Raw genomic sequence first — 23,835 nt, forward strand, 5'->3', positions numbered from 1 at the left:
TTCAGCCCTTCTTGACCCTGAACCACGCCGCATACAATGCCGGCAGGAATAACAGGGTCAACGCCGTGGCGACGATCAACCCACCCATTATCGCCACCGCCATCGGCCCGTAGAACACACTGCGTGACAACGGGATCATCGCCAGCACTGCCGCCAGCGCCGTCAGCACGATCGGCCGGAAGCGCCGCACCGTGGCCTCGATGATCGCCTGCCAACGGTCCAGCCCCGAGGCGATATCCTGCTCGATCTGGTCGACCAGAATCACCGAGTTGCGCATGATCATCCCCGCCAGGGCAATGGTGCCGAGCATGGCGACGAAGCCGAACGGTTGGCGGAACACCAGCAGGAACACAGTGACGCCAATCAGCCCCAGCGGTGCGGTAAGGAACACCATCACCGTGCGCGAAAAGCTGCGCAACTGGACCATAAGCAGGCTCAGCACCACCACGATGAACAGGGGCATGCCGGCGTTCACCGATTTCTGCCCGCGTTCGGCGTCCTCGACCGTACCTCCGACTTCCAGCAGGTAGCCATCGGGCAGCTTGGCCCTGATTGACTGCAGGGTCGGCAGTATCTGCTTGACCAGGGTGGCAGGCTGCTGGTTGTCATAGATATCGGCGCGCACGGTTACCGCCGGCAAGCGGTTGCGGTGCCATATGATGCCTTCCTCGAAGCCGTACTCCAACGTCGCGACCTGAGACAGCGCCACGCTCTGGCCATTGTTGGTTGGCAAGGCCAGGCTGGCGAGGTTACCCAGGTCGCCGCGCTCGCGGGCAGTACCGCGCAAGAGGATTTCGACCAGCTCATTGTCCTCACGGTACTGACTGACGGTGGTGCCGGTCAGCGAGCTCTGCAAGAAGCTGGACACCTGGGCCGTGCTCACGCCCAGGGCGCGAGCGCGGTCCTGGTCGATCTTCAGGAACACTGCCTTGCTCGGTTCTTCCCAGTCCAGGTGTACGTTGACCAGATGCGGGTTCTCGCGGACCTTTTCCGCCACTTCGCGGGCCAAGGCACGGGCCTGCTCGATATGCTCCCCGGTCACCCGGAACTGCACCGGGTAGCCCACCGGTGGGCCGTTTTCAAGACGTGTGACACGGGCGCGCAAGTCAGGGAACTGCTGCTCGACAGTGCCGATCAACCAACTGCGCAAGCGCTCACGTTCTTCGAGCGAGCTGGCCAGCACGACGAACTGGGCGAAGCTGGCGGCCGGCAGTTGCTGGTCCAGCGGCAGATAGAAGCGTGGCGAGCCTGAACCTACATAAGCCACGTAGTTTTCGATGCCGTCCTGTTGCTTGAGCAACGCTTCGAGTTGCTTGACCCGCTCGGCGGTATTGGCCAGCGAGGCACCTTCGGCAAGCTTCAAATCCACTAACAGTTCAGGTCGCCCTGAGGCCGGGAAGAACTGCTGAGGCACGAAGCGGAACAGCAAGATGCTGCCGACGAAGGCGGCAATGGTCAGCACGATCACCGTCTTGCGCCGCCGCACGCACCACTCCACCACCCGCCGAACCCGTTGATAGAACGGCGTGGCATAGGGGTCGGGAGCATGCCCGTGCTTGTCATGGCGCGCAGCGTGCAGCTTGGCCAAGTCTGGCAGTAGCCGTTCGCCCAGGTAAGGTACGAAGAGCACCGCAGCTACCCATGAGGTTAGCAGTGCGATGGTCACTACCTGGAAGATCGACCGGGTGTATTCGCCGGTGCTGGAAGCCGCCGTGGCGATCGGCAAAAAGCCCGCTGCGGTGATCAAGGTACCGGTGAGCATAGGGAAAGCAGTGCTTGTCCAGGCATAGCTGGCTGCCTTGAGGCGATCGAAGCCCTGCTCCATCTTGATCGCCATCATTTCCACAGCAATGATCGCATCGTCCACCAGCAGGCCCAGCGCCAACACCAGCGCACCGAGCGAGATCTTGTGCAAGCCGATGCCAAAATAGTGCATGGCGGCGAAGGTCATGGCTAACACCAGGGGAATCGCCAGGGCCACCACCAGGCCGGTACGCAGGCCGAGAGAGAAGAAGCTCACCAACAGCACGATCACCAGCGCCTCGACCAGCACCTGTACGAATTCGCCGACCCCGGCCTTGACCGCGGCGGGCTGGTCCGACACTTTGCGCAGTTCCATGCCTGCTGGCAGGTTGCGCGCCAGGCGCTCGAACTCGCCCTCCAGCGCTTGGCCCAGCACCAGAATATCGCCGCCATCTTTCATCGACACCGCCAGACCAATGGCGTCCTCGCCCATGAAGCGCATGCGTGGGGCTGGCGGGTCGTTGAAGCCGCGGTGCACGTCAGCCACATCGCCTATACGAAAGGTGCGATCACCCACCCGCACAGGGAACTGACGTATCTGGTCAACACTGTCGAAGCGCCCGCTTACACGCAGCTGCAGGCGTTCACTGGGGGTTTCAAAAAACCCTGCAGTGCTCACCGCGTTCTGCTCGCGCAACGCCTGCTGGACCGCCTCCAAGGGCACACCCAGGGTCGCCAGCTTGAGGTTGGACAGCTCGATCCAGACCTTCTCGTCCTGCAAGCCGACCAGCTCGACCTTGCCTACATCCTTGACCCGCTGCAGCTGGATCTGCACCCGCTCGGCGTAGTCCTTGAGCACCGCGTAGTCGAAACCCGCGCCCGTCAGGGCGTAGATATTGCCGAAGGTGGTACCGAACTCGTCATTGAAGAATGGCCCCTGGACCTCCGGTGGCAAGGTATGGCGGATATCCGAAACCTTCTTGCGAATCTGGTACCACAACTCGGGGATATCCTTGGAGTGCAGCGAGTCGCGGGCCATGAAGGTGACTTGGGACTCACCGGGCCGCGAGAACGAGACGATCCTTTCGTACTCGCCCGTCTCCATCAACTTCTTTTCGATACGCTCGGTAACCTGGCGCGATACTTCCTCTGCCGTAGCACCCGGCCAGAGGGTACGAATGACCATGGCTTTGAAAGTGAATGGCGGATCTTCGCTTTGCCCAAGTTTTGTGTAGGAGACGGCGCCGACGGCAGCCAGCAGAATCATCAAGAAAAGGACGATCTGGCGATTACGCAGCGCCCAGGCAGATAGATTGAAACCCATCGGGACTTACTCCTTGGCCGTCAGGTTCACTAGGCGATTGGTTCGGTCCACGGGGCGTATTTCCTGGCCCTCGCGCAGTACATGGCCCCCTGCGGCGACCACCCAGTCATTGGGGCCGAGGCCTTCGAGCACCGGCACGCTTTCGCTGCCATAAGTACCCAGGCGCACCACCGCGCGCTCCAGGCGGCTGTCCTGGTTGACCCGCCATACGTAGGCCTGGCCGTTTTGCGCGGTGACGGCCGAGAGCGGCACTGCGAGCGCTGTCACGCCTTCATGGGCAACGAACACCCTCGCGCTCTGCCCGAGCTCGGCAGGCACCTTGGCGGACGAGAAAGCGATGCGTGCAGCGAAGGTCCGCGAACGCGGGTCGGCTGAGGGCGAAAGCTCGCGAATACGCCCTGGGAACCGCTCACCAGGGCGCGACCACAGTTCCACGCTGACGGGCTGGCCTACGGCAAAACCTGCAAACTGTTGTTCCGGCAGCGCAATGGCCACTTCGCGCTCACCGTCAGCGGCAAGGGTGAATACCGTTTGCCCGGCAGCGACCACCTGCCCCACTTCAACCTGACGCTGGGCGATCACGCCCGCCTGCGGTGCACGCAACACCGCGTATTGAGCCTGGTTGCCGGCCACGTCGTATTCGGCCTTGGCCTGCTTGAGGCGGGCAAGGCCGGCGCGATAAAGGTTTTCCGCGTTGTCATACTGGGAATGGCTGACCATCTGCCGATCCCGCAGCTTCAGGTAGCGGTCACGCTCGGTTCGTACCAGCGACAGGTTGGCCTGAGCGGCTGCCAGTTGAGCACGGCTGGCCTCAAGTTGCAGGCGCACATCCTGTGGGTCGAGCTCAGCCAAAGGCTGATCGGCCTTGACCCGCTGCCCCTCCTCCACCAAGCGCTTGCTGACTTTGCCGCCAATGCGAAAAGCCAACGCCGGCTCCAGCCGCGCGCGCACTTCGCCAGGATAACTGTCGGCAACGGCGGCGGCAGCGTGCGGCTGGACCACCAGCGCCGGGCGTGGTGCAGCAGGCGCGGCGGCTTCCTGGCCGCACGCCGCGAGCATCAGCGCAGCAGCTGCGGGCAGAGCAAGTGACAGGACTTGGCGCAACATGGGAAATCCTTTCGCGGGTACGTATTGGAATATTTATACTGGCGAGTATATTAAATCAGGGAACCGAGGCCGGGAAGCCGACGTCGGAAAGAAAATCGACATTAACGACGGTCACGAGCTACAGCCGCAAGACGTCTGAGCCGGTAAGATGGTCGCCCCTTCAACCAGATGCGGATCCCAATGTCCAACGACGCACCCAACGGCCCGGGCAGGCCCAAGGACCTGGCCAAGCGCGAGGCCATCCTCGAAGCTGCCAAGGCCCTGTTCCTCAGCCTTGGCTATGCCAACACCAGCATGGATGCGGTCGCTGCGGCGGCAGGTGTTTCAAAACTCACGGTCTACAGCCACTTCACCGACAAGCAGACGCTGTTTGGCTCGGCGGTCATGGCGACCTGCCAGAACCAGTTGCCCGACCTGATATTCGAATACCCCGCCGGCGCCCCTGTGCAGGAGGTGCTGCTCAATATCGGGCGCAATTTCCAAGCGCTGATCTGCAGCGACGAAGCAGTCAAGCTCAGCCGCCTGATCATCGCGCTGGGCAGCCAGGACCCAGCCTTCGGTCAGTTTTTCTACGAGGCGGGGCCCAAACGGGTGCTAGCAGGTATGGAGGCGCTGCTGCGCGAGATCGACGAACGCGGCTTGCTGCGCATCGCTAACCCGTTACAGGCCGCCGAGCACTTTTTCTGCCTTATCAAAGGCGCGCCGGATTATCGTTTGCTGCTGGGATGTGCGGGGCCGCTGGAGGGCGACGAGGCCGAGGCCCATGTACGTGAGGTGGTCGGGTTGTTCATCCGGGCTTTCGAAGCCTGAGTCATGCTGAACCGGCCTTTGGCGGCTGACGTTGCTACAGGGCTCGTGTAGCTGCGACTTCAGCCGCGCATAGGCCGGTTCAGGCGGTCACGCCTTCAACGCTTTTTTCGGATAGATGTCATACCGACTCGACTTGCCTTCCAGGCTATGGCTCGGCTTGGGCCCTTCGATGATCGGTGCTTTGCGCGGGCGCTTGACCACTACTCGGTGGCTGGCCAGCGCCAAGGCTGCCTCGAGCAGGGCCGGGGCATCCAGGTCATCACCCACCAGCGGTCGGAAGACTCGCATCTCCTTTTTCACCAAGGCGCTCTTGTCACGGTGCGGGAACATCGGGTCAAGGTAGATCACCTGCGGCGCCTCCCCTTCCCAGGCGCGCATCTGCTCGATGGCATTGCCGGTCAACAGACGCATGCGGGCCACGATGGCGCCGACCTGTTCATCGCCCCGGGCCCGCGCCAGGCCGTCTTCAAGCAGCGCTGCGATCAATGGCTGGCGCTCGATCAGGGTCATCTGGCAGCCCAGGCTGGCCAGCACGAATGCGTCCTTGCCAAGGCCTGCGGTAGCGTCCAGCACCTGCGGCCGCACACCTTGGGCAATACCAACGGCCTTGGCGATCATCTGCCCGTTGCCACCGCCGAACAGCCGCCGGTGCGCCGCTTGCCCCTCGACGAAATCGACCCGCACCGGCCCTGGCGCCTGCGGCCCCAATTGCTGGATCTGCAAGCCCTCAGCGCCCACCTGTACGGCGAATTCGGCACGCTCGTCCTCCAGCGGCAAACCCAGGCGCGCGGCCCAACTGGCCGCCTGGGCAGCGTACTGCGGCGCCAACGCCTCAACCCTAAGTCCTGTGCCCTGCTCCTGCTCTTGCATTTCAACCTGCACTCAAAAAACCCAAACAAGCCCTTCATGTATCACCGGTCCCGGCCGATACAGGCAATATCCCGCTATTCTGCCAGAGCACAACGCGCGCGACTGCCATGACAGATACACTTCCCATCGGTTTGACCTACTTGTCGCCTGTCGGCAACTACGGTCGGCAGAATACCCAGGCACTGGGCGGCGTTAGCCACCTGTGGCAGGATTTCTTTGCCCGCGCCATGGCCGACCAGCAAGCGCTGGAGCCGGACAGCGTCATCCAGGCCATGGAGCAGTGCGACAAGCAGACTGGGGAACCGATCGGCGCAGCCAAGGCGTTGGCCCTGATCCAAACCCAACGTGCCTGCCCCGTACAGGAAACCGTCGTTGCACCGCCCGAGCCGCTGTTTCTGCCCAAGGCCGAGCTTGAGGCCAACTTGCTGGAACCGGCGCCAGAGCCATTCACTGTGGCCGAGATGATTCAGCAACAACGCCAACTCGACATCAGCAACAACTGGCTGCGCCCTATCGTCATGAGCCAAGGCCACCCGCCGGCAGAACCAGGCCCGGCCCCCTCACCGCGCCCGCTACACCTGCCGATCGCTGAATTGGAAAAGGACCTGCTCGACCCCGCGCCAGAGCCGTTTGACGAGGCTACCCTGGCCAAGCAGCAGAATGAACTGGAGTTCGATATGCACTGGGCGCGCCCGGTGGTGTTGAACAACGTTCGCATACACGCCTGAGGTCAGCGGCAGACCTGCCAGCGCCCCATGTCCAGATGAAAGTGGTTGTGGTGAGCAGCGTTGTAGTCCGGCCCCAAGACCGTACTGAAACTGTCGCACGCCGCCCGATGCACTCGCCTCAGAAAGTCGCCTTTCTGCCCTCCCGCCTGCCAATCCTGAGCCAACACGATGCGCTGGCCGCCTTGTAGACGAAAGCCGCTGATATCCAGGGCGTTGGCCGTAGCGTGCTCGCTCAGGCGCCCTTGCTTGCGGTTATAGATATTGCGGCAGGCAAAGCTGCCCAAATGATCCACCTGAACCACAGGCTGGCCGAAAACCTGCTGCGCCACCACCTGCAGGCCATGGCGCTCGAACAAGGCATAGGCCACAGCCAGCGGGCAACTGGCGAGAAAACTACTGCTCAGCCGGGCTTGCCCTTGCTCGATGCGCCACACGTTCTCAAGCGGGCAGTTGGCCGATGCCGGGCTGTCGGCCTGCGCTCGGTAGCGAAGGCCGGAGCTCTCCAGGGTCTGGCGGCACAGGGCTGGGTCGCCGCGCAAGCGCGACAGCTTGTAGTGGGTCAACCAGTTGGGTGGTTGGCGCACATCCAGTGGTGCCCACGGGTTCCAGGCATCGGGAAGGCGCCAGCCAAGCTGCCAGGCAAGGCCCGCCGTTAACACCAGCAGGCTACACAGCAGCATGAATACGCGCATGGCTCAGCGGTGGAACAGAGCGTTGAGCTGTGCGAACGGCAGCGTCTGCTCAGCGTAATTGAAGGTGCCCTGGTCGCGTATTTCCAATGCCGCACGGTGGAAGGCGCCCAGCGCTGCACGGGCCAGCGAAGAGCCCACGCTGATGCGGCGCACGCCTAGGTCCTGCAACTGGTTGACGCAAAGCGGCACACCGGCCAACCCCATCAGTACATTGACAGGCTTGGGCGCTACCGCCTGAACCACAGCACGCACTTCATCGACACTGCGTAACCCGGGTGCATAAAGCACGTCAGCACCCGCCTCGGCGAAGGCTTGCAAGCGCTTGATGGTGTCGTCCAAGTCCATGCGCCCGTGCAGCAGGTTTTCAGCACGGGCACACAAGGTGAACGGAAATGGCAGACTGCGCGCGGCCTGCGCGGCGGCCCGAACCCGCGCTACGGCCAGTTCAAAATCGTAGATAGGCGCTTCGCCGCGGCCGCTGGCATCTTCGATCGAGCCGCCGACCAACCCTGTCTGGGCAGCACGCACAATGGCGTGGGCGCAGTCATCGGGTTGGTCGCCGAAGCCATTTTCCAGGTCGGCAGCCACCGGCAACGGTGTTGCATCGACGATCAGGCCAGCGTTGTCCAAGGTTTCATCCAGGCACAACGCACCTTCGGCATCCGCTCGCCCGAGGCTGAACGCCAGGCCTGCACTCGTGGTGGCCAAAGCTTCGAAGCCAAGACTGGCCAGCAACTTGGCGGAACCGGCATCCCAGGGGTTGGCAATGACGAATGCGCCGTCGCGCTCGTGCAATGCCTTGAACGCTTCGGCTCGCAAAGTCTGTACATCCATGGTCGCAATCTCCGGGGCGGCAGGTAAGGGTCAGAGTAGCCCCAGTTGTTCGACCTCAGGTGCGCGCGGCAATTCAGGCAAAGGCGCAAGCCCCGGCAAGCGAGCCATCAAGCGCTGGTGAAAGCGCTGAGCAAGCGCGGCAGCCAGGCGATTATCGGAGGTATGAAGAAACACATAGGGGCTACGCCCTTGCTCGATCCAGCCGGCAACCTTGTCGATCCACGGGGTGAGAAACCCCTCATTGGCGGCCAATTGCGGATGCCCGATAAAGCGCACCTGCGGGTGCTGGGTGAAGGCGGCGGGGCGCGCAGGGACCTTGGGCTTTTTCGACTGCGCGTGCAGGACGGCAGGGTCGCGCGATACACAACTGAACAGCGCGCGAGAATCCAGGCAAATGCGCTCGACACCCCGTTCGTGCAGCAGACGGTTGAGCGACCGCTCTTCCTCGCCCTTGGCAAAGAAGGCGTGGTTGCGCACCTCCACCGCCACAGGTACGCCGATCTGGTCCAGAAACTGGCCGAGCTCGCCTAGCCGTGCGGGGCCGAACCTGGCCGACAGCTGCAACCAGTACGGCGCTACTCGCTGCCCCAGCGGCGCCAGCAAACGGGTGAAATCAAAGGCCGATTCAAGCTGATCACGCAGGTCACCCTCATGGCTGATGTCTCGGGGGAACTTGGCGGTGATACGAAAGTGCGCAGGCATGACCTGCGCCCAGCGCGCAATGGTGCGCTGCGCTGGACGGGCGTAGAAGGTGGTATTGCCTTCGACTGCGTTGAATACCTGGCTGTAGTAGCCCAACATTTCGTTGGTGCTGGCGTCGGCTGGGTACAGGTAGTCGCGCCAGGCGCTTTCGCTCCAGGACGGACAACCCAGGAAATAAGGCAGAGGGGGCGGATTCATCCGTCAAATGTACAGGTCGAGCCCTATCACTTCCATGTCCCAGTCGGTAAAACCGGCAGTGCTCAAGTAGCTGGCCAATGCGGTGGCCGTGCGGCGATCCCGAGCTCGTGGGAACACCATGTCCTGCTGGCGAGCCGGCACGCCAGCCGAGCGGCGGCGAGTAGTAGCTTCCATGGGCACTTCGTTGTCTTCGACCAGATCGGCATCTTCGACGCTCTCATCGCGCACCACGGCCTTACGCGGCGTGCGCTTGACCGGGTAGGACTGTGAGGAGAAACCGTCGATACGCATGAGATGAGCACTCAGGACCAGTGGTGGCAATTTAGCATCAACCGAGCCCCGTCGCTAATGCTCGATTGATAACTGGACCACAGTTTGCGCTGAAGGTTTATCGTCAGCAGCGATAACCGACGAATAGCCGTCAGCGCGCCTTTGGGGTGGCCACATTGTCGCGCAGGTAGACAGGGTGCGCCTGCGCGGCAGCCACTGCCTCGCCCCGTGCCCAGGCAAAGCGGGCCAGGCTCAGGATGTCCAGCGCATTGGGCAGCGCAGCTGGGTCACTGGAACTGGCGCTGACCGCCAGGCGCTCGGCATAGCACCAGCCAGTACCTGCGCCGAACCAGTCGCCGCCACTGCCGGCAGGCAAGGCCACGCGTTCGGGTGGCAAGACGGCCTCGCTGCCTTGCAGACACATTTCGCCGGCATGGGCCTGGTAACAGCCCCAATAGACTTCATCCATCCGCGCATCAATGGCAGCGGCTACCTGCTGCACACCGTGCTCGCGCAAAGCGCCCTGGGCCAAAGCGGCCAGGTTCGACACCGGCACCACCGGGCGCTCCAGTGCGAACGCCAGGCCCTGGACCACGCCGATCGCGATGCGCACCCCAGTGAATGCGCCCGGACCTCGGCCGAAGGCAATGGCATCCAGGGCACTGAGGGCCACGCCGGAATCGGCCAGCAGTTGCTTGATCATCGGCAGCAGCTTCTGCGCGTGCATACGTGGGATCACCTCATAATGGCTGGTTACCTCGCCGTCATGCAGCAATGCGACGGAACAGGCTTCGGTAGCGGTATCCAGGGCCAACAGGGTGGTCATCGAACGGGTATCCAGGTGCTAAGGGAAAGGCCGGCAGTATAAACGACAACGGCCCGCAAGCGGGCCGTTGTGATGCAAGGTAGCGGATCAGCTCAGCGCTGCCAGCACCTTGGCAGTGATCGCTTCGACCGAACCGACGCCTTCGATGTGGCTGTACTTAGGTTTGCCATCGTTGGCGGCCGAAAGCTTCTGGTAGAAGTCCACCAGCGGCTTGGTCTGGCTATGGTAGACAGACAGGCGATGGCGTACGGTTTCTTCTTTGTCGTCGTCGCGCTGGATCAGGTCTTCGCCGGTGACGTCGTCCTTGCCTTCCACTTTCGGCGGGTTGTACTGAATGTGGTAGGTGCGGCCCGAGGCCAGATGCACACGGCGGCCAGCCATACGGCCAACGATTTCTTCGTCGTCCACTGCGATTTCGACCACTGCGTCGATGTCGACACCTGCAGCGACCATGGCTTCGGCCTGCGGAATGGTACGTGGGAAGCCGTCGAACAGGCAGCCGTTGGCGCAATCCGGCTGGGCGATGCGCTCCTTGACCAGGCTGATGATCAGCTCATCGGACACCAGTTGGCCGGCATCCATGACTTTCTTCAGCTCCAGGCCCAGTGGGGTACCAGCCTTGACGGCGGCACGCAGCATGTCACCAGTGGAGATCTGTGGAATACCGAACTTTTCGGTGATGAACTTTGCCTGAGTACCTTTACCGGCCCCGGGAGCTCCCAGCAGAATTACACGCATCTCGTGCTCCTCAAATTTTTGTATGAATTTCAGTGGATTCGGCGACCAGGGCCAAGTCCGGAAAATCGGGTATGACCTATAAATCGGTCAGAAGGCTGCTCAAGATACACAGCGCCCGGCAGCCAGACAAGCGCCCGAAAGTTGCAACGACGCGTCATTCGGGGGCCTGTGGACGGGTGGTTGCGCCAGGCGCAACCACCTTTTCTGCACTGTGTTGGCCCATAAAGTGCTCGGGCGCACCGTTGTGGCCAACGGGCCTCAACCGGTATTGCGCAGCCCGGCGGCAATGCCGGCGACAGTCACCAGCAAGGCCTGCTCCAATGGGCTATCCAGAGCGGCTTCACGGCTACGCGAGCGGGCCAGCAACTCGGCCTGAAGGCGGTGCAGTGGGTCCAGATAGGTATTGCGCAGACGGATGAATTCCAGGGTCTCTGGGCTGTGGGCCAGTAGCACCGACTGCCCGGTAAGCCCCAATACCACCTGGCAGGACTGCGACAATAGGTCGCGCAGATGCGCACCTAAAGACAGCAGTTGCGGTTGCACTAGACGTTCGTCGTAGGCCTTGGCAATTTCCGCGTCGGCCTTGGCCAGCACCATCTCCAGCATGTCGATACGGGTGCGGAAAAATGGCCAGCGCTCACGCATTTGCCCCAGCAGCTCGCCTTGGCCGCGGGCCAAGGCATTGCCAAGCGCAGTCTCCCACCCAAGCCAGGCCGGCAGCATCAGCCGCGTTTGGGTCCAACCGAAGATCCACGGTATCGCCCGCAGGCTTTCGATGCCACCGGCGCGGCGTTTGGCCGGGCGACTGCCCAATGGCAGGCGGCCCAGTTCCTGTTCGGGGGTAGACTGGCGGAAGTATTCGACAAAGTCAGGGTGCTCACGCACCACGCCGCGATAGGCCTTCACGCCATCGGCTGCCAGTTGGTCCATCAGCGCCCGCCAGGCCGGCTCAGGCGGCGGGGGCGGCAACAGGGTAGCTTCGAGCACGGCAGCCAGGTACAGGTTCAGGTTCTGCTCGGCAATACCCGGCAGACCGAACTTGAAACGGATCATCTCACCCTGCTCGGTGGTCCGGAAGCGCCCTGCGACCGAGCCAGGTGGCTGCGACAGAATCGCGGCATGGGCTGGGCCGCCGCCACGGCCGACAGTGCCCCCGCGGCCGTGGAACAGCAGCAACTCGACCTGATGCTCGCGGCAGATACGCACCAGGTTTTCCTGGGCGCGGTACTGGGCCCAGGCGGCCGCCGTGGTGCCTGCATCCTTGGCAGAGTCGGAGTAGCCGATCATCACTTCCTGCGGCCCGCGAAGGCTAGTGCGATAGCCCGGCAGACCGAGCAGGCGCTGCATCACAGGGCCGGCGTTATCCAGGTCGGCCAAGGTCTCGAACAGAGGCACCACACGCATCGGCCGCGTCAGGCCAGCTTCTTTGAGCAGTAATTGCACAACCAGCACATCGGAGGCCGCGCCGGCCATGGAAATGACGTAGGAGCCCAAAGAAGCACCTGGCGCAGCCGCGATTTCACGGCAAGTGGCAAGGACTTCGGCGGTTTCGGCCTGGGGCTTGAAATGCGCTGGCAGCAGTGGCCTGCGGTTTTTCAGTTCGGCTTGCAGGAATTCGATACGACGCTCTTCGTCCCACTCGGCGTAACTGCCTAAACCCAGGTAATCGGTGATTTCGGCCATCGCGTCCCGGTGCCGGGCTGCATCTTGGCGCACATCCAGGCGACCAAGGAACAGGCCGAAGGTCACCGCCCGGCGCAGGCTGTCGAGCAGCGGGCCATCGGCGATCACGCCCATGCCGCATGCATGCAGTGACTGATAGCACAGCTCAAGGGGTGCAATCAGGTCGCGATTGTCCACCAGCACGTCGGCGCTGGGCGGCTGGCTGCTGCTGAGCGCAGTGTGGGCCCAGGCTCGGGTCGCGCGCAGGCGATCGCGTAATTGCTTGAGCACCGCCCGGTATGGTTCGGCGCTTTCACCCACCCGAGCTTGCAAGGCGGGGCTTGCTTGCTGCATGGACAGCTCCGCCGCCAGCGCGTCGACGTCGCGCAGGAACAGGTCTGCGGCCATCCAGCGCGCCAGCAACAACACTTCCCGGGTGACGGCGGCGGTGACATTGGGGTTGCCATCGCGGTCACCGCCCATCCAGGAGGCGAAACGAATGGGTGCCGCCTCCAGCGGCAGGTGCAGGCCGGTGGCCTCGAACAGCGCTTTGTCGACCTTGCGCAAGTGATTGGGAATGGCCTGCCAGAGCGAATGCTCAATGACTGCGAAGCCCCATTTGGCCTCGTCCACTGGAGTTGGCCGCGTACGGCGGATCTCTTCGGTGTGCCAGGCCTCGGCAATCAGCCGGCGCAGGCGCTCACGCACCTGCTGGCGCTCGGCCGGCGTCAGGTCGCGATGGTCCTGCGCCGCCAGTTGGGCGGCAATGGCATCGTATTTCTGGATCAGCGTGCGTCGGGCAACTTCGGTGGGGTGTGCGGTGAGTACCAGTTGGATATCGAGTTTGGCCAACTGCCGGGCCAGCGCATCATCCTTGTGCCCGGCCTGCTTGAGACGCGTCAGCAGTTCGGGCAGTACCCGCGCTTCGAAGGGCTCAGGCTGGCCGGCATCGCGGCGACGGATCAGTTGATACTGTTCGGCCATGTTGGCCAGGTTGAGAAACTGGTTGAAGGCCCGCGCAACCGGCAGCAGGTCCTCTTCGGCAAGGTCAGCCAAGGTCGAGCTCAACTGCTCGCCCGGCCCTCGGCGGTCGGCCTTGGCACTGTGGCGGATATCCTCGATCTTTTGCAGGAACGCCTCACCGTGCTGCTGGCGAATGGTTTCGCCCAGCAACTCCCCCAACACATGGACATCTTCACGCAAGCGCACATCGATATCAGTCATTGGCCCTCTCTTGAACGCGGTTCGCCCACGCTCCATTCAGAAAACAGCACTAGGCCAAGAGTGCCCACTGCCGAGTCTCAAAGGCAAGCCGTGATCGCGTGAAGCAAACTAAAGTCAAGGCGTAGCAGTCCGATGTGAAGCAGCCTTCTACGGCGTTGATAGAGGTCATCATGAAAATCCGCGAACTCGCCCAACACTGGGAACAGAATGCCGCCGGCACCCTGAGCCCCACCGGCCATGCTTTGCACTTGGACCTTGAGTCCGAGGCACGCCTGGCGGCTTTAATCGACATGTACCCCAAGCGCACCGCCGAGGAACTACTCGGTGAACTGGTGGCAGCCGCACTGGAGGAGCTGGAAGCCAGCTTCCCGTACGTGCAGGGTCGCAAGGTCATCGCTACCGATGAAGAAGGCGACCCGATGTACGAAGATGTCGGCCCTACCCCGCGCTTTTTGGCGCTGTCACGACAGCACCTGCACACGCTCAGCAACACTGGCGAAGACAACGGCCGCTGAGCGGCCAGGGTCGGATCCCAGGCGCGCAATGAGCCTGGGATACCCCTGCAAACATTGAAAGTTCCAGGCAAAGCACACTGACCGGTCAGTCAGAAAAACATACCCAGTCGTGGGAATTTTTTTCTGAACTATTCAAAAAAAGATCAAGTCCCAGCCAATAGCCATCACGCTAAAACCCTGCACACCTGCAATGGAGCATGGTCGGGGATTAGCGATGGACTGCTACGGATATCGTTATCAGGAGTGATCCAATGGAGCTGACCACCATGAACAGCCGCACTGCTAAACCTTCATTCTCCAACCTGCGCGGGCTCAAACTGGCCGCCCTGGCACTGGGCAGCAGCCTGGTACTGGCGGGCTGTGCAGGTAATCCGCCGACCGAACAGTACGCTGTCACCCAATCGGCCGTTAACTCGGCCGTCAGTGCCGGCGGCACCGAGTACGCTGCTGTGGAAATGAAATCGGCTCAGGACAAGTTCAAGCAGGCGGAAATCGCCATGCACGACAAGAACTACGAAAAAGCCAAGATGCTGGCCGAGCAGGCTGAATGGGATGCCCGCGTAGCCGAGCGCAAGGCCCAGGCAGCCAAGGCCCAGAAGGCCGTGCAGGACGCCCGCCAGGGTGTTCAAGATGTACGCCAGGAAGGCATGCGTAGCGCTCAGTGAACGCTGCCACGCCCCTTAAGCCTTCGCAATCGATCAAAGGATGAACACTATGCGCAATTACGTCATGATCCCCGCCCTGCTGGCCCTGAGCGTCGGTCTCGCTGCCTGCTCCCACGACCCGAACCCTAACCTGGAATCGGCCCGCACCAACTTCTCGGCCCTGCAAAGCGACCCGCAGGCCAGCAAAGTTGCCGCGCTGGAAACCAAGGATGCCCAGGACTGGCTGAACAAGGCCGACAAGGCCTACATGGACCGTGAGGACGAGAAGAAGGTCGACCAGCTGGCCTACTTGACCAATCAGCGCGTCGAAGTCGCCAAGCAGACCATCGCTCTGCGCACTGCTGAAGGCGAGCTGAAAAATGCCGCGGCCCAACGCGCCCAGGCCAAGCTCGACGCTCGCGATGCACAGATCGCCAAGCTGCAAGACAGCCTCAATGCCAAGCAGACCGACCGTGGCACCCTGGTGACCTTCGGCGATGTGCTGTTCGACTTCAACAAAGCCGAACTCAAGAGCAACGCCTACCCGAACATCACCAAGCTGGCTCAGTTCCTCCAGGAAAACCCTGAGCGCAAGGTGATCGTCGAGGGGTACACCGACAGCGTCGGCTCGGCCAGCTACAACCAGAGCCTGTCCGAGCGCCGTGCCAACAGCGTGCGCATGGCCCTGGTACGCGCAGGTGTCGACCCAGCCCGCATCGTCGCCCAGGGCTATGGCAAGGAGTATCCGGTTGCCGATAACTCCAGCAACTCGGGCCGTGCGCAGAACCGCCGCGTTGAAGTGACCATCTCCAACGACAACCAGCCGGTCGCACCTCGCTCGATGAGCCAAGCCAAGCAATAAGGTGTGGCAAATCCCAGCCCCCCGCTTCGCGGCTCGATGTGATTAATTTGAACCCTTGAGCCCAAGCCGGGAATCTGAAAAAAAATCCGATACCAGCAAACAGGTATCGGATTTTTTTTGCTCAGTCCTGAGCGAGGTGGACGCCGACAGGTCGAGCAGTGCACCTGCGCTGTATCAGGCCAAAGGGCGCTTCACAGGCCCCAGCCAACCACCGCCCCTAGGCGCTTACTGCACCTGCTGTGGCGTCTGTTCGCCCATGCAGCGCACTGCGCGCTTACGGCTGTCGACCAACACGCCCGTCAAACCCTTCTGTTCGGTATCGAACAGCACCAGTACCCCGTCCACGCACTGAGCCAACTGAGGCGCTGGATCCAGCGAAACCTTGTAATCCTCGCCTGGGATGGTCTTGAGCATGGTGAAATCCTGCAACAGCAGCGCATCCTCAGGCTTGGCGAAATGCAGGTAGCCGTAGTACCAGAGGGCCCCTACCGTCACGATGATGCTGCCGACACCGGTCAGAATCAGCGGGATGGCGTTGCGTTCTTCGCTCATTGGGTATTGCTCTCGTCAGGGTAGTTGGGTACTTCGGCAAGCCGCCGCAGGCCGTTGAAATGGCTGGGGTCATCGAGAAAGCGCAGCATCACCTGGCGCCACACCGGGTCCGCGAACGTTTGCACATGGTCGCCCCGGGTCAGCTGCAATACCCGCGGTGGGGGTGCTCGTTGATATAAGCGGATGCCACTGTCCATCGGCACCAGGGCATCGTCGATACTGTGAAAGAACAGCTTCGGCGGGCTGCTCAGTTGCCCGATCGAACGGATTGCACTGTCGCCATCGGGCACCAACCAGGACAACGGCACCTGCAGTGGCCATGTGAACCACGCGGTGCTCAACGCATAGCGCCCAACTTCACGGTAACTGGCAGGCACGCCATCGAACACCAAGGCGCTGAAACGCTGACGCTGATCGGGGTGCTGCGCCAGATAGTGGATGGCCATGGCCCCGCCCAGGCTCTGGCCGAGCAGCACCAGAGGATTGCCCTTGACCTCGGGGGCCTGGTCCAGCCAAACCATCGCCGCTTCTATGTCCTGGTAAACCTCAGGCAGTTTCGGTGAGCCTTCGGAAAGGCCATAGCCCCGATAATCGATCATCAACACCTGATAACCCTGCTCCGGGAGCCAGTAGCTGCCACCCAGGTGGCCTGGCAGGTTGCCGCCATTGCCGTGCAGGTGCAGCACCGTCCCTTTGACTGGCACGCCGGCCTTGGCCGGTAGCCACCAACCGTGCAGGCGCACACCATCGGCGGTGGTCAGGCTGATATCGCGGTACTCAAGCTTGGCCCGCGCTGGGGTGAATGCCTGGCCGGGTTCTGGGTAGAACAACAAGCTGCTGCAGCCGCCAAGGCCAAGCATGAGCAATGTCAGGGCGAGCAGGCGCCAGCGGTTACAGAATGTTTGCGTAATCAGCTTCAATGCGATCGAGGCTCAGGTGGTTGAGGAAGTTGGAGAAGCACATCCAGGCCGATAGTGCGTTGAGGTCACGGAACTGTTCCGGCAGATACTTGGGAGGCTCTACCAGCCCCTCTTCGACCAATTGGCGCAGGGTACGCATGTCTTCCAGGGTGGTTTTGCCACAGAACAACAGCGGGATCTGCTCGAGCTTGCCTTTCCTCACGGCCAATTGAATGTAGTTGTAAACCATGATGAAGCCCTTGAGGTAGGACAAGTCCTTGGTGAACGGCAGGCCATCAGGCACCGAACCGCGGAACACACGGCTGGCGTTACTGTAGCTCTGCTCGATCTCGAAACCCTGGCTGCGGAAAAAGTCGAACACCTGAAGGAAGTCGGCACCCTCCTCGACCATGTGAATGGCGCGGGTGCGATTGGTCAGTTTGCGCAGACGGCTGGGGTAGGAAGCGAACGCGATCACTTCCATCAGGATGGCCAGGCCTTCCTGGGTCACTGTCGAGGAGGGCGGCCCCTTGGCCAGGAAAGTGCAGATAGGCTGGTTCAGGCCGTTGAGGGTGGTTCCGACATGCACCAGGCCTTCGTGAACCTCCAGCGCACGCACGTCGCGGTTGTTGAACATGGCATCGGCGCGCACCTTGATGTAGTCGGCACCTGCGGCGGCATCGGCGACGATGCCGTCAGACTCGAACACGCGGATGGTTTCCTCGGCTTCGCCGAACACTTTGTTCAGGCGGCCCTGAAGAATGTCTACGGCCTGTTTGGCAGTGAGGTTCTTCGGCTCGTCCTTGAGATCGCCACGCCCGTCGATATTGTTCAGGTAGTCCGAAAGCATCAGCCCCAGGTCAGCCAGGGTTGGGTCACCGGCATGGAAAGCGTCGGAAGCAGCGCCGTACAGTTCCTGGGAGATCAGCCCGAAGTCTTCGGTGCCACGGGCTTCGAGCATGCGCACCACCATGCGGTACTCGCGGCACATGCGCTTCATGATTTGCCCGACCGGGTTGAACTGGCCGAGCTGACGAATGATGTCACGCTCGATGGCCTGGAACTCGGCCTTCACCGCACTGGAGTCGAACGCCAGCGGGCGAGCCTGGTAGTAAGCGCGATCGACAGCGGGTGGCTCCTTGCCCTTGGCCTTGAGAAAGCCCTGGCGAATGTTTTCATCCCACTTCACCGCATCCAGAACCCGGATCGGCGTCTGCGCCGTGACGATGCGGTCAGACAGGGCTCGGATGGTTTGCTGGTATTCGTCCACTTAGGCTCCTTTCTCGAACAAGATACCGGTACCGGTCACGCGGTCATTTGCCGGCGCGCTGGAAGCGCGCCACTTCCACGAACAGGTCAGAGTTCGCCGGGTCATCCAGGTATGCCAGCACACGGGGTGACGGGCTGTCGATCAGCACGCCCTGCTCATTTTCATCCGCGACTTGGGTGTTATGCCCGGAAAGCTCCTTGTTCTCGACCGCTTGGCGCACCTGCTCGACGTCAAGGTTATACAGCACCAGTTCTTTGCCATCGACGATATCGAACCCGCCTATCACAAAGTTGCCACCCTGCCCCTTGGGTACGCCAGCCGACAGGTACCAGCGGTTGCCATGGCGCGAGACGGTGAAGGTGTATTGCTCGGCCGCCTTGCCCTGGGCCTTGGCCACCGCTTTGTAGGCTCCGTCACCCATGCGGCTGATGGTCAGCTTCAAAGGTTCGCCCCAGGCGTCCTTGCTGCTCCATTTGCCGAGCAGGGCCTTGGGCGCTACCTGGTTGCTCGGCAGCGGCTCGTGGAAGGTCACCAGACAACCGCCCAGCAGGAGGAATGACAACGTCAACAACACCACACGCCAGGCTTTCATCAGGTTCTCCTTGAAAATTCGGTCTGTGCTCAGGCCGATGCCAACACCAGGTGCAGGTAACGGGTAAGCATAGCGAGCATCTGCCCATCGGCTTGCGCATCGGCATCCTTGAGCAGGCCCTGATATTCCATCTGCTCGATAATCGCCGTCAACATCTGGGCGTCCTGCTCCGGCTGCTGCGAACCCACCACTTGAAGCAATTGGCGAGCGCCATGCAGCAGAATCTGCTCATGGGCACACACCAGCTCTGCCAAGCGCGGGCACAGCAATGCCTCTTGCCGGAAGGCCTGCTCGGCCATCATGAAGTCGCGACGGTTGAGCAACTGGCGCTGAACGTAATCGACCGTCATGCGCGCGATTTCGTCAACCAGTCGCGCCCGCGACTGCACGCTGCCATCACCCTGGGCCAGCAGCTGGCGCAGCACGACTTCGGTATTGGCCCACAGCTTGGCCATATAGTCGGCGCTGCGTTTGACATATTGGGCGAAGGTATCGGTCAGCAGGTCCTCGATGTCCTTGAAGTAGTAGGTGGTGGCCGACAGCGGCACGCCCGCCTCGGCGGCCACGGCGCGATGGCGCACGCCCCGCACGCCATCGCGCACCACAATACGCATGGCCGCGTCGAGAATGAGCTGGCGGCGTTGTTCGCTGCCTTGACGGGCGGTCTTGCGCCCTTGGTACTGCACGCTTTCGGCGACGGCGGTGGCGATGCCGGCGGCGCCCTGATGAGGCATTGCGGGTGTCACAGGGGGTACCTCGTGAACAGTGTTCGACAGTGCTGGACTATTCGCGGCCAAAGCCGCTCCTACAAGGACCGCAAAGCCTTCGGGGCGTGCGCAGCCGGTGTAGGGGTGGCTTCAGCCGCGGGCAAGCCGGTACGGACAACATAAAGCTTCAGGCAAGAAAAAGCCGCCTCGAGAGGCGGCTGATTGGAACGACTCAGGCCTGTGGGCGCATGTGCGGGAACAGGATGACGTCGCGGATCGATGGCGAGTTGGTCAACAGCATCACCAGACGGTCGATGCCGATGCCTTCACCAGCCGTCGGCGGCATGCCGTACTCCAGCGCGCGAACGAAATCGGCGTCGTAGTGCATGGCTTCATCGTCACCGGCGTCCTTTTCGGCCACCTGGGCCAGGAAGCGCTCGGCCTGATCTTCGGCGTCGTTGAGCTCGGAGTAGGCGTTGGCGATTTCACGGCCACCGATGAACAGCTCGAAGCGATCGGTCACGGCGGGGTTTTCGTCATTGCGGCGGGCCAGCGGCGAAACTTCGAACGGGTACTCGGTGATGAAGTGCGGCTGCTCCAGCTTGTGCTCGACCAGCTCTTCGAAAATCATCACCTGCAGCTTGCCCAGGCCTTCGTGACCGAGCACCTTGGCACCGGCCTTCTTGGCGATCTCGCGGGCACGGTCGACGTCCTGCAGGTCGGCAGCGGTCAGCTCCGGGTTGTACTTGAGGATCGAGTCGAACACCGACAGACGGGCGAATGGCTCACCGAAGTGGAAGACCTTGTCGCCGTACGGCACGTCGGTGCTGCCTAGTACCAACTGCGCCAGCTCGCGGAACAGTTCCTCGGTGAGGTCCATGTTGTCGCGGTAGTCGGCGTAGGCCTGGTAGAACTCGAGCATGGTGAACTCAGGGTTGTGCCGGGTCGAAACGCCTTCGTTGCGGAAGTTGCGGTTGATCTCGAAGACCTTCTCGAAACCACCGACGACCAAGCGCTTGAGGTACAGCTCCGGCGCGATCCGCAGGAACATCGCCATGTCCAGGGCGTTGTGATGGGTTTCGAATGGCTTGGCCGCAGCCCCACCTGGAATGGTCTGCAACATCGGCGTTTCGACTTCGAGGAAGTCACGCTCGATGAGGAACTTGCGAATGTGCGAGATCACCTGCGAACGCACACGGAAGGTGTGGCGGGTTTCTTCGTTGACCATCAGGTCGACGTAACGCTGGCGGTAGCGTTGCTCGGTGTCGGTGAGGCCGTGGTGCTTGTCCGGCAGTGGGCGCAGCGACTTGGTCAGCAGGCGCACGTTGGTCATCTCGACGTACAGGTCGCCCTTACCGGAGCGGGCCAGGGTGCCTTCGGCGCTGATGATGTCGCCCAGGTCCCAGGTCTTGACGGCAGCCAGGGTCTCTTCCGGCAGGGTCTTGCGGTTGACGTAGACCTGGATGCGGCCGGTCATGTCCTGGATGACCATGAACGAGCCACGGTTGAGCATGATGCGGCCGGCAACCTTGACCGGGATCGCGGCTGCTTCCAGCTCTTCCTTGGTCTTGTCCGCGTACTGCTTCTGCAGGTCGTTGCAGTAGCTGTCGCGACGGAAGTCGTTGGGGAAGGCATTGCCCTTGGCGCGCTCTGCGGCAAGTTTTTCCTTGCGCAGTGCGATCAGGGCGTTTTCTTCCTGTTGCAGGTCTTGCGATTCGGTCTTGAGGTCGCTCATGTCGTCATAGTTTCCATCAGGTATTCGTTGCCCTTTTCGGGCAGGGCACGCGCTACCGGCAACTAACCAGGTAGCGCGGCAGTGGTGTGCGGCTTACAGCCCCTGCTTGAGGCTCGCTTCCAGGTACTGGTCAAGGTCGCCATCCAGGACCTTCTGGCAATCACTGCGCTCCACGCCAGTGCGCAGGTCCTTGATACGCGAGTCATCCAGCACGTAGGAGCGGATCTGGTGGCCCCAGCCGATGTCCGACTTGCTGTCTTCAAGGGCTTGGGAGGCGGCGTTGCGTTTTTGCATTTCCAGCTCGTACAACTTGGCCCGCAGCATTTTCATGGCGGTGTCTTTGTTCGCGTGCTGGGAGCGTTCGTTCTGGCAAGCCACTACGGTATTGGTCGGTACGTGGGTGATACGCACCGCCGAGTCGGTGGTGTTCACGTGCTGACCACCGGCACCGGAGGAACGGTAGGTGTCGATGCGCAGGTCGGACGGGTTGATCTCGATCTCGACCTTGTCGTCGATTTCGGGGGACACGAACACGGCCGAGAACGAGGTATGGCGACGGGCGCCGGAGTCGAACGGGCTCTTGCGCACCAGGCGGTGCACTCCGATCTCGGTGCGCAGCCAGCCGAAGGCATACTCACCCTTGATGTGCACGGTGGCACCCTTGATGCCGGCAACTTCGCCTTCGGACAACTCGATGATGGTGGCGTCGAAACCGCGCTTGTCGGCCCAGCGCAGGTACATGCGCAGCAGGATGTTGGCCCAGTCCTGCGCCTCGGTGCCACCGGAGCCGGCCTGGATGTCCAGGTAGGCGTTGTTCATGTCCATCTCGCCGCTGAACATGCGACGGAACTCGAGCTGGGCCAGGGATTCTTCCAGGGCTTGCAGTTCGGTCACGACATCGCTGACGGCGCCTTCGTCACCTTCCTCGACGGCCATGTCGAGCAGGTCCTTGCAGTCGGCCAGGCCGTTGGCCATGTTGTCCAGGGTCTCAACCACCTGGGCCAGCATGGCACGCTCGCGGCCCAGGGCCTGTGCGTATTCTGGCTTGTTCCAGACAGCGGCGTCTTCGAGCTCGCGGTTGACTTCGATCAGGCGGTCATGCTTGTGATCGTAGTCAAAGATACCCCCGAATGGACAGGGAACGCTCGGTGAGGTCCTTGATGGTGTTCAGAATCGGTTGGATTTCCATGGGCTGGCTACTCGTGCGAATTCGGTGAAAAGCCCGCGAGTATAACCGATCCAGGGAGCGGCGGCAGCCCGTTGGGCAGCCGCATCCGCCTCAGGCGATACCGACCTGGTTGCGCCCGCTGTTCTTGGCCAGATACAAACCCTTGTCTGCCGCTGAAATGAGTTGCCGGCAATGGCTGCCGATGGCCGGGACCTGGGTGGCCAGCCCGATGCTCACGCTCAGGCGCGAGTCGGCTGCCGGCGCGTTGTGCGCAATGTTCAGCGCGAGCACGCTCTGGCGCAGTTTTTCGGCCACCAGCCGCGCCCCGCCGGGCGAAGTATTGGGTAGCACCAGGGCGAACTCTTCGCCGCCGTAGCGCGCCGGCAAGTCGGTCGGACGCGAGCAGGAGCCGCGAATGGCTTCGGCCACCTGGCGCAACGCCTCGTCACCAGCCAGGTGGCCGAAGCTGTCGTTGAAGACTTTGAAGTAGTCGACATCGATCATCAGCAGCGACAATTGCTGCTGTTCACGCATTGCCCTGCGCCATTCAAGCTCCAGGTACTCATCGAAATGGCGACGGTTGGACAACCCGGTCAGGCCGTCGGAATTCATCAGGCGCTGCAACATCAGGTTGCTGTCGAGCAACTGCTGCTGGCTCACGCGCAGGGCGCGGTAGGCCTCGTCGCGCTGCAGCAGGGTCAAGTAGGAGCGCGAGTGGTAGCGGATGCGCGCCACCAGTTCGATGTTGTCGGGCAGTTTGACCAGGTAATCGTTGGCCCCGGCGGCGAACGCCGCGCTCTTGACCAGCGGGTCTTCCTTGGTCGACAGGACGATGATCGGAATGTCCTGGGTGGCCGGGTTGTTGCGGTACTCGCGCACCAGGGTCAGGCCGTCCAGGCCAGGCATGATCAAGTCCTGCAGGATGACCGTAGGCTTGATGCGCATGGCCTGTGCCACCGCTTGGTGCGGGTCGGAACAGAAGTGGAAGTCGATGTTGTCTTCCTGGGCCAGGCCACGTCGCACCGCTTCACCGATCATCGCCTGGTCGTCTACCAGAAGCACCATGGCCGAATTCTCGTCCGGTGTCGTGAAACCCTCGATCGGTAGATCAATCATCGGACGTCACCCGATCACTATGGCCTGGCTGACGCGATTCTATACGT

General features: G+C 62.1%; 23 protein-coding genes. 5 read left to right on the forward strand and 18 right to left on the reverse strand.

Annotation, left to right across the window (positions count from 1 at the left end; genetic code table 11):
• Position 1 precedes the first annotated feature (1 nt).
• Together J5M56_RS06285 and J5M56_RS06290 are read right to left on the reverse strand one after the other, a co-directional pair.
• Entirely contained in the window at positions 2-3,067 is a 3,066-nt protein-coding gene (locus tag J5M56_RS06285; RefSeq protein ID WP_207870332.1) for an efflux RND transporter permease subunit, read from the reverse strand.
• Between the two features lie 6 nt (positions 3,068-3,073).
• Complete coding sequence (locus J5M56_RS06290) at positions 3,074-4,174, reverse strand: efflux RND transporter periplasmic adaptor subunit (RefSeq protein ID WP_207870334.1); 1,101 nt, start codon at positions 4,172-4,174, stop codon at positions 3,074-3,076.
• Positions 4,175-4,342: 168 nt separating this feature from the next.
• Here J5M56_RS06290 and J5M56_RS06295 point away from each other — a divergent pair, with 168 nt between their 5' ends.
• The gene (locus tag J5M56_RS06295) at positions 4,343-4,984 is read left to right on the forward strand and encodes a TetR/AcrR family transcriptional regulator (protein WP_186477778.1); all 642 of its coding nucleotides are present in this window, start codon (positions 4,343-4,345) and stop codon (positions 4,982-4,984) included.
• Between the two features lie 87 nt (positions 4,985-5,071).
• Here the strand turns inward: J5M56_RS06295 and J5M56_RS06300 are convergent, their stop codons facing one another.
• Positions 5,072-5,854 carry a class I SAM-dependent methyltransferase gene (locus J5M56_RS06300; protein WP_186477777.1) on the reverse strand — a complete coding sequence of 261 codons (783 nt, stop codon included), beginning with the start codon at positions 5,852-5,854 and terminating at the stop codon, positions 5,072-5,074.
• A gap of 107 nt (positions 5,855-5,961) precedes the next feature.
• On the opposite strand from J5M56_RS06300, the gene J5M56_RS06305 reads away from it, so the two are divergent.
• Positions 5,962-6,582 carry an energy transducer TonB gene (locus J5M56_RS06305; RefSeq protein WP_207870336.1) on the forward strand — a complete coding sequence of 207 codons (621 nt, stop codon included), beginning with the start codon at positions 5,962-5,964 and terminating at the stop codon, positions 6,580-6,582.
• Between the two features lie 2 nt (positions 6,583-6,584).
• Here the strand turns inward: J5M56_RS06305 and J5M56_RS06310 are convergent, their stop codons facing one another.
• The 7 genes from J5M56_RS06310 to ppc form a co-directional block, all read right to left on the reverse strand.
• The gene (locus tag J5M56_RS06310) at positions 6,585-7,274 is read right to left on the reverse strand and encodes an extensin family protein (RefSeq protein WP_207870337.1); all 690 of its coding nucleotides are present in this window, start codon (positions 7,272-7,274) and stop codon (positions 6,585-6,587) included.
• 3 nt (positions 7,275-7,277) lie between these two features.
• Entirely contained in the window at positions 7,278-8,108 is an 831-nt protein-coding gene (locus J5M56_RS06315; protein ID WP_207870338.1) for an isocitrate lyase/phosphoenolpyruvate mutase family protein, read from the reverse strand.
• A gap of 30 nt (positions 8,109-8,138) precedes the next feature.
• Complete coding sequence (locus J5M56_RS06320; protein ID WP_207870340.1) at positions 8,139-9,008, reverse strand: DUF72 domain-containing protein; 870 nt, start codon at positions 9,006-9,008, stop codon at positions 8,139-8,141.
• Between the two features lie 3 nt (positions 9,009-9,011).
• Positions 9,012-9,299 (reverse strand): hypothetical protein, encoded by a 288-nt coding sequence (locus J5M56_RS06325; RefSeq protein WP_207870342.1) that lies wholly within the window; start codon positions 9,297-9,299, stop codon positions 9,012-9,014.
• 130 nt (positions 9,300-9,429) lie between these two features.
• Complete coding sequence (tsaB, locus tag J5M56_RS06330; RefSeq protein ID WP_207870344.1) at positions 9,430-10,104, reverse strand: tRNA (adenosine(37)-N6)-threonylcarbamoyltransferase complex dimerization subunit type 1 TsaB; 675 nt, start codon at positions 10,102-10,104, stop codon at positions 9,430-9,432.
• An 87-nt stretch (positions 10,105-10,191) separates the two neighbouring features.
• Positions 10,192-10,842: an adenylate kinase gene (gene adk, locus J5M56_RS06335; protein ID WP_060478376.1), complete on the reverse strand. Its 651-nt coding sequence runs from the start codon at positions 10,840-10,842 to the stop codon at positions 10,192-10,194.
• A 258-nt stretch (positions 10,843-11,100) separates the two neighbouring features.
• Positions 11,101-13,728 carry a phosphoenolpyruvate carboxylase gene (gene ppc / locus J5M56_RS06340; protein ID WP_207870346.1) on the reverse strand — a complete coding sequence of 876 codons (2,628 nt, stop codon included), beginning with the start codon at positions 13,726-13,728 and terminating at the stop codon, positions 11,101-11,103.
• A gap of 170 nt (positions 13,729-13,898) precedes the next feature.
• On the opposite strand from ppc, the gene J5M56_RS06345 reads away from it, so the two are divergent.
• The 3 genes from J5M56_RS06345 to J5M56_RS06355 all read left to right on the forward strand — a co-directional run bounded on the left by J5M56_RS06345 (position 13,899) and on the right by J5M56_RS06355 (position 15,749).
• Complete coding sequence (locus tag J5M56_RS06345; protein ID WP_060478378.1) at positions 13,899-14,243, forward strand: hypothetical protein; 345 nt, start codon at positions 13,899-13,901, stop codon at positions 14,241-14,243.
• Positions 14,244-14,494: 251 nt separating this feature from the next.
• Positions 14,495-14,908, forward strand: coding sequence for a DUF4398 domain-containing protein (locus J5M56_RS06350; RefSeq protein WP_060478379.1), 414 nt, complete (start codon positions 14,495-14,497; stop codon positions 14,906-14,908).
• A gap of 49 nt (positions 14,909-14,957) precedes the next feature.
• Positions 14,958-15,749, forward strand: coding sequence for an OmpA family protein (locus J5M56_RS06355; protein ID WP_207870348.1), 792 nt, complete (start codon positions 14,958-14,960; stop codon positions 15,747-15,749).
• A 225-nt stretch (positions 15,750-15,974) separates the two neighbouring features.
• On the opposite strand, the gene J5M56_RS06360 is transcribed toward J5M56_RS06355, so the two are convergent.
• The 8 genes from J5M56_RS06360 to J5M56_RS06395 all read right to left on the reverse strand — a co-directional run bounded on the left by J5M56_RS06360 (position 15,975) and on the right by J5M56_RS06395 (position 23,788).
• Positions 15,975-16,301: a hypothetical protein gene (locus J5M56_RS06360; protein WP_060478381.1), complete on the reverse strand. Its 327-nt coding sequence runs from the start codon at positions 16,299-16,301 to the stop codon at positions 15,975-15,977.
• A complete protein-coding gene (locus J5M56_RS06365; RefSeq protein WP_207870350.1) occupies positions 16,298-17,221 on the reverse strand; it encodes an alpha/beta hydrolase in 924 nt (307 codons plus the stop codon). The genes J5M56_RS06360 and J5M56_RS06365 overlap by 4 nt, the downstream gene beginning before the upstream one ends.
• Positions 17,193-18,470 carry a flavohemoglobin expression-modulating QEGLA motif protein gene (locus tag J5M56_RS06370; protein WP_060478383.1) on the reverse strand — a complete coding sequence of 426 codons (1,278 nt, stop codon included), beginning with the start codon at positions 18,468-18,470 and terminating at the stop codon, positions 17,193-17,195. The genes J5M56_RS06365 and J5M56_RS06370 overlap by 29 nt, the downstream gene beginning before the upstream one ends.
• A 43-nt stretch (positions 18,471-18,513) precedes the next feature.
• Positions 18,514-19,062, reverse strand: coding sequence for a hypothetical protein (locus J5M56_RS06375; protein ID WP_186477768.1), 549 nt, complete (start codon positions 19,060-19,062; stop codon positions 18,514-18,516).
• A 29-nt stretch (positions 19,063-19,091) separates the two neighbouring features.
• Positions 19,092-19,796, reverse strand: a complete 705-nt coding sequence (locus J5M56_RS06380; RefSeq protein WP_060478385.1) for a TetR family transcriptional regulator — start codon at positions 19,794-19,796, stop codon at positions 19,092-19,094.
• Between the two features lie 205 nt (positions 19,797-20,001).
• Positions 20,002-21,504, reverse strand: a complete 1,503-nt coding sequence (gene lysS, locus J5M56_RS06385) for a lysine--tRNA ligase (protein ID WP_060478386.1) — start codon at positions 21,502-21,504, stop codon at positions 20,002-20,004.
• 93 nt (positions 21,505-21,597) lie between these two features.
• Positions 21,598-22,693 (reverse strand): peptide chain release factor 2 gene (prfB, locus tag J5M56_RS06390; protein WP_155500272.1). Its coding sequence is split into 2 segments (ribosomal slippage): positions 21,598-22,620 and positions 22,622-22,693, totalling 1,095 coding nucleotides; the frame shifts between segments, so codons are not numbered across the junction.
• A 90-nt stretch (positions 22,694-22,783) separates the two neighbouring features.
• Complete coding sequence (locus J5M56_RS06395; protein ID WP_186477766.1) at positions 22,784-23,788, reverse strand: PleD family two-component system response regulator; 1,005 nt, start codon at positions 23,786-23,788, stop codon at positions 22,784-22,786.
• Positions 23,789-23,835: the final 47 nt, after the last annotated feature.

Source organism: Pseudomonas sp. 51_B, assembly GCF_017491595.1.
Classification (GTDB): domain Bacteria; phylum Pseudomonadota; class Gammaproteobacteria; order Pseudomonadales; family Pseudomonadaceae; genus Aquipseudomonas; species Aquipseudomonas promysalinigenes.

Coding starts and splice junctions, on each gene's coding strand:
- J5M56_RS06285 (WP_207870332.1), bottom strand. CDS start 3,067: ATGGGTTTCAATCTATCTGCCTGGGCGCTGCGTAATCGCCAGATCGTC.
- J5M56_RS06290 (WP_207870334.1), bottom strand. CDS start 4,174: ATGTTGCGCCAAGTCCTGTCACTTGCTCTGCCCGCAGCTGCTGCGCTG.
- J5M56_RS06295 (WP_186477778.1), top strand. CDS start 4,343: ATGCGGATCCCAATGTCCAACGACGCACCCAACGGCCCGGGCAGGCCC.
- J5M56_RS06300 (WP_186477777.1), bottom strand. CDS start 5,854: ATGCAAGAGCAGGAGCAGGGCACAGGACTTAGGGTTGAGGCGTTGGCG.
- J5M56_RS06305 (WP_207870336.1), top strand. CDS start 5,962: ATGACAGATACACTTCCCATCGGTTTGACCTACTTGTCGCCTGTCGGC.
- J5M56_RS06310 (WP_207870337.1), bottom strand. CDS start 7,274: ATGCGCGTATTCATGCTGCTGTGTAGCCTGCTGGTGTTAACGGCGGGC.
- J5M56_RS06315 (WP_207870338.1), bottom strand. CDS start 8,108: ATGGATGTACAGACTTTGCGAGCCGAAGCGTTCAAGGCATTGCACGAG.
- J5M56_RS06320 (WP_207870340.1), bottom strand. CDS start 9,008: ATGAATCCGCCCCCTCTGCCTTATTTCCTGGGTTGTCCGTCCTGGAGC.
- J5M56_RS06325 (WP_207870342.1), bottom strand. CDS start 9,299: ATGCGTATCGACGGTTTCTCCTCACAGTCCTACCCGGTCAAGCGCACG.
- tsaB (WP_207870344.1), bottom strand. CDS start 10,104: ATGACCACCCTGTTGGCCCTGGATACCGCTACCGAAGCCTGTTCCGTC.
- adk (WP_060478376.1), bottom strand. CDS start 10,842: ATGCGTGTAATTCTGCTGGGAGCTCCCGGGGCCGGTAAAGGTACTCAG.
- ppc (WP_207870346.1), bottom strand. CDS start 13,728: ATGACTGATATCGATGTGCGCTTGCGTGAAGATGTCCATGTGTTGGGG.
- J5M56_RS06345 (WP_060478378.1), top strand. CDS start 13,899: ATGAAAATCCGCGAACTCGCCCAACACTGGGAACAGAATGCCGCCGGC.
- J5M56_RS06350 (WP_060478379.1), top strand. CDS start 14,495: ATGGAGCTGACCACCATGAACAGCCGCACTGCTAAACCTTCATTCTCC.
- J5M56_RS06355 (WP_207870348.1), top strand. CDS start 14,958: ATGCGCAATTACGTCATGATCCCCGCCCTGCTGGCCCTGAGCGTCGGT.
- J5M56_RS06360 (WP_060478381.1), bottom strand. CDS start 16,301: ATGAGCGAAGAACGCAACGCCATCCCGCTGATTCTGACCGGTGTCGGC.
- J5M56_RS06375 (WP_186477768.1), bottom strand. CDS start 19,062: ATGAAAGCCTGGCGTGTGGTGTTGTTGACGTTGTCATTCCTCCTGCTG.
- J5M56_RS06380 (WP_060478385.1), bottom strand. CDS start 19,796: ATGCCTCATCAGGGCGCCGCCGGCATCGCCACCGCCGTCGCCGAAAGC.
- lysS (WP_060478386.1), bottom strand. CDS start 21,504: ATGAGCGACCTCAAGACCGAATCGCAAGACCTGCAACAGGAAGAAAAC.
- J5M56_RS06395 (WP_186477766.1), bottom strand. CDS start 23,788: ATGATTGATCTACCGATCGAGGGTTTCACGACACCGGACGAGAATTCG.